The organism is Streptomyces capoamus (assembly GCF_014654935.1).
Lineage (GTDB): Bacteria > Actinomycetota > Actinomycetes > Streptomycetales > Streptomycetaceae > Streptomyces > Streptomyces capoamus.
The window spans coordinates 688,743-691,086 of record NZ_BNBF01000001.1 but is presented as its reverse complement, the minus strand read 5'-3'; the positions used below and the strand labels follow the sequence as shown (position 1 = coordinate 691,086).

At 73.8% G+C, this 2,344-nt stretch carries 1 protein-coding gene and 1 pseudogene; both read right to left on the bottom strand.

Annotated features, from left to right (window positions below):
• Nucleotides 1-626 (bottom strand): annotated as a pseudogene (locus tag IE312_RS03125) (aldo/keto reductase); the annotation flags it as partial.
• A 174-nt stretch (nucleotides 627-800) separates the two neighbouring features.
• The gene (locus tag IE312_RS03120; protein ID WP_189978047.1) at nucleotides 801-2,123 is read right to left on the bottom strand and encodes an aldehyde dehydrogenase family protein; all 1,323 of its coding nucleotides are present in this window, start codon (nucleotides 2,121-2,123) and stop codon (nucleotides 801-803) included.
• Nucleotides 2,124-2,344 lie beyond the last annotated feature (221 nt).

Genomic DNA, 2,344 nt, shown 5'->3' with positions numbered 1-2,344 from the left:
ACGACGGCGTCGTGGTGGGCGGCCGTCGCACTGCGCTCCCCGCCGTCGCCGGCCACGGCGTAGAAGGGGACGAAGGCGATGCCCTGCTCACCGCACAGCCGCAGGACCTCGTCGCCGACGGGGTCGGGGCGGTCCACGGCGTACCGGTTCTGCACGCTCACCACCGGCGCGATCGCCCGTGCCTCGGCGAGGTGGCGGGGTTCGGCGTCGGAGATCCCCAGGTGGCGGATCAGGCCCGCCTCGCGCAGCTCGGCGAGCGCGCCGAAGTGTTCGGCGACGGAGTCCTGCCGCATCCGGCGCAGGTACACGAGGTCGAGGTGGTCCCGCCCGAGCTGGCGCAGGTTCTCCTCGACGTGCCCGCGCAGCTGGTCGGGCCGGGCGGAGGTGCCCCACTGGCCGTCGTAGGTCCGGTGGGGGCCGACCTTGGCGGCGATGACCAGGTCGTCGGGGTACGGCGCGAGCGCGCTGTTGATGAGTTCGTTCGCGGAGCGCAGCGCGGAGAAGTAGAAGGCCGCCGTGTCGATGTGGTTGACCCCCAGCTCGACGGCCCGGCGCAGAACGGCGAGTGACCGTTCACGGTCGCTGGGGGTACCGAGGTGGAAGGCGGCGCTGCCCGTCAGGCGCATGGCGCCCAACCCGAGGCGGTGGACGGGCAGTCCGCCCAGTTCCCAGGTGCCGGAGGAGTGCGCTGTGATCGTTTCTGCGGTCATCGACGGAGTCTCGCACACGGCATCCGGCCGGGCGCCGGCACGAGGTGGCGGGCGCCCGGCGGGACCGTCTCCGGCCCGGGCCGCGGCGGCTCAGCCCAGCGGTTTCGCCAGGACCGCCTTGCGGTGGCTGAACGTCTCGATCGAGTAGCGGCCGTGGTAGTTGCCCATACCGCTCTCCCCCACTCCGCCGAACGGCAGGTCGGAGACGGTGAGATGGGCGAGGGGCAGGCCGTGGCCGAGGCCGCCCGAGGAGGTCTCGGCGGCGATGCGCTCCTTGGTCCGGTCGGACTCGCTGAAGACGTACAGGGCGAGCGGCTTGTCGCGGTCGTTGATGAAGGCGATCGCCTCGTCCAGGTCCGCCACGGTGACGATCGGCAGGATCGGGCCGAAGATCTCCTCCTGCATGACGGGGGACCCCGGGTCGACGTCCGCGAGGACGGTCGGCGCGAGGTAGCGGGCCGCCCGGTCGCCGACGCCGCCGACGGCGACGCGGCCCGAGCCGAGCAGGCCGGAGAGCCGGTCGAAATGGCGCTCGTTGACGATCCGGCCGTACTCCGGCGAGACCGCGGGATCGCTGCCGAACAGGCCCTCGACCGCGCGGACCAGCGCGGCCTCCAGGGCGGGCGCGGTTGCCGGGTCGGTCAGCACGTAGTCGGGGGCGACGCAGGTCTGGCCGGCGTTGAGGAACTTGCCCCGGGCGAGCCGGTCCGCCACCACGTCCAGGTCGGTGCCGCGGTCCACGAACACCGGGGACTTGCCGCCCAGTTCGAGGGTGACCGGGGTGAGGTGCTCGGCGGCGGCCCGCAGGACGATACGGCCGACGGTGCCGTTGCCGGTGTAGAAGATGTGGTCGAAGCGCTCGGCGAGCAGGGCCGTGGTCTCCGGCACCCCGCCCTCGACGACGGCGACCGCGTCCGTGTCCAGGTAGGCGGGGATCAGCTCGGCCAGTGCGGCCGAGGTGGCGGGCGCCAGCTCGCTCGGCTTGGCGACGACCGCGTTGCCGGAGGCCAGCGCGCCGACCAGGGGGGCGAGCAGGAGCTGCGCCGGGTAGTTCCACGGTGCGATGACGAGGACGACGCCCAGGGGGTCGTACTGCGTCCAGGCGGTGGCGTCGGCACCAAGGTGGGCCGGGACGGGCGCGGGCTCGGGGCGCAGCCAGTCGGCCAGGTGCTCCAGGGTGTGGTCGATCTCGCGGACGGTGAAGTCGATCTCCGTGCGGTAGGCCTCGGTGCTGCTCTTGCCGAGGTCGGCGCGGAGGGCGGCGGCGAGGTCGGCACCGCGTTCCGTGAGCAGCGCGCGGAGCCGGCGCAGCTGGCCGGTGCGCCAGGCGACGGGCTTGGTACGGCCGGTGGCGAAGCCGGCGCGCAGCCGTGCCACGACGTCGGCGGGCTGCTCGGGCTGGGGGTGGGTCACGGGTGCCTCGCTGGGGTGCGCGGGCCGGCGGGGCCCTGGCTGGGACGAACAGGTCAGATGTAAACACCAACCTTTCAGGTCCTCAAGTTCTTCCCGGGCGGACCGGAGGTGACGAGGGTCACCGAGCGAGCCGGTGGTCGCCCGGGGCCGTCCTCGGGCGATGCCCCGCGGACGTACGGCCGGGCCGGCTCGGCGTGCCGCGCCACGGGGGGACGTCCTCG